Here is a 1,485-nt window from a genome sequence, read left to right as displayed (position 1 = left end):
TGTCGCGGGCATTGGTGCCCGACTGGCGATTGGCGATCACGATGAAGGGGCCGTTGCCGGGCTGCGCCGCCCGGAGGTCGTCTTCGGTGTAGGCGATCTGGGCCATGGGCCTCTCCCCCGGTTGGTGGTTACCGGGGACAACGCCGGGCGGGCGGAAAGGTTGCGCGCCCGGCGCGGACGCTACGTCACTTCTTGCGGCGCCACGACGACAGCCAGCCGCTGATCCGGCCCCGGCCTTCGTCCCAGCTGTCCCCGGCATCTTCCAGCACCGGGTCGATGCGGGCGCGGCGGAAGCGCAGCCAGCGCACCCGGATGGCCCAGAAGATTGCCGCCAGCACCAGCAGGATGATGATGTTCACCCAGGGGATGATCGTCACGTCTGGGCTGTCCACCGCGCGGATGCCGACCGCATTGGGGAAGATCGAGATGAACTCGTTGCGCCAGCCGTAGTGGGTGATCACCGCCCATTGCGGGGCCGCCGAGGTCGAGCGCAGATCCGCCGCCTCGGTCTGCAGGTTGTTGGTGTCGAACTTGAAGTAGGGCGGCCAGCCCCAGCCGGTGTCCTCGTTGCGATAGACCATCGGACGGCCGTTCTCGCGGATCGTCTGGATGAAGAAGACATCGCGGTTGGCGGTGCCCTGGGCACTGCCGGTATCCGCCTTGGCCCAGAAGATCGAGTTCTCTCCGAAGTCGACCCGGCGTTCGAAGGTATCGGTGACCCGCACCACGTCATGCTGCGGCAGCGTGTAGTGGAAGAAGGCGGCGACGAGCAGCCAGAAGATGCCCCAGAGGGCAAATTTCACGTAGCGCATGGCGGATCTCCTTACATGAAGTTCACGGCGTAGATGATGAAGACCACCACCGCCACCGGCACCAGGTAGATAAGCAGGATGAGCTTGCGGCGAAAGCTGTCGTCGTAGTCATCCAGGCCCTTTTCGACGTAGTCGCGCCGATCGCCGGGGCGGCCCTCTTCCTCCCAGTCCTCGCGCAGCTTGCGGCGGCGCACCTGGCGCGACCAGATCGAGACCACGACATAGGCCACCGTGGCGACAAGGAAACCGATGACGGCAACGCGGAGGAAGGCGAGAACCATGCTATCTCCTTTCGCGGATCACCGCGCCCCAGGGGCCGACGAAGGGCACCGGGTCGGGCTTGGGTCGGGCCGAGGCGCGCGACCAGGGCCCGGGGCGGGCCACGTCCTGCGGCGCCTCCGCCGGGCCGTGACCGAAGAGCGCCTCGCGCATGCGCGGCTTGTCGGCCTTGTAGTCGCGCGCCAGCATCTCGGCGGCGAAGCTCTTCTTGGCCTCGGGCCAGTCGCGGTAGAGTTGGTAGAACAGCTCCTTGTGACAGATGAACAGCTGCAGGATGTCCAGCGGGCACAGCTCGGCCAGCAGGCGGTTGACCAGCGGCGCCTCGGTGCAGTCGGCGGCGCGCAGGGCGTAGAAATAGGCCGGATCCTCGGGCGAGAGGCGCGGGCGGCGGCCG

Annotated in this window: 3 protein-coding genes; all 3 read right to left on the bottom strand. The window is 67.2% G+C overall.

Going from position 1 to position 1,485, the window contains the following annotated elements:
• Positions 1 to 185 precede the first annotated feature (185 nt).
• Positions 186 to 812: a DUF1523 family protein gene (locus tag OS124_RS0106955; protein ID WP_010138721.1), complete on the bottom strand. Its 627-nt coding sequence runs from the start codon at positions 810 to 812 to the stop codon at positions 186 to 188.
• A gap of 11 nt (positions 813 to 823) precedes the next feature.
• Positions 824 to 1,093, bottom strand: a complete 270-nt coding sequence (locus OS124_RS0106950; protein ID WP_010138720.1) for a hypothetical protein — start codon at positions 1,091 to 1,093, stop codon at positions 824 to 826.
• A 1-nt stretch (position 1,094) separates the two neighbouring features.
• The coding region (locus OS124_RS27345) for a DUF6638 family protein (RefSeq protein ID WP_010138719.1) at positions 1,095 to 1,485 on the bottom strand (391 nt) is incomplete at its 5' end.

The sequence above is a fragment of the Oceanicola sp. S124 genome (assembly GCF_000220565.1).
Classification (GTDB): domain Bacteria; phylum Pseudomonadota; class Alphaproteobacteria; order Rhodobacterales; family Rhodobacteraceae; genus Pseudooceanicola.
The sequence above is the reverse complement of the archived record's forward strand: the minus strand, read 5'-3'. Positions and strand labels throughout refer to the sequence as shown.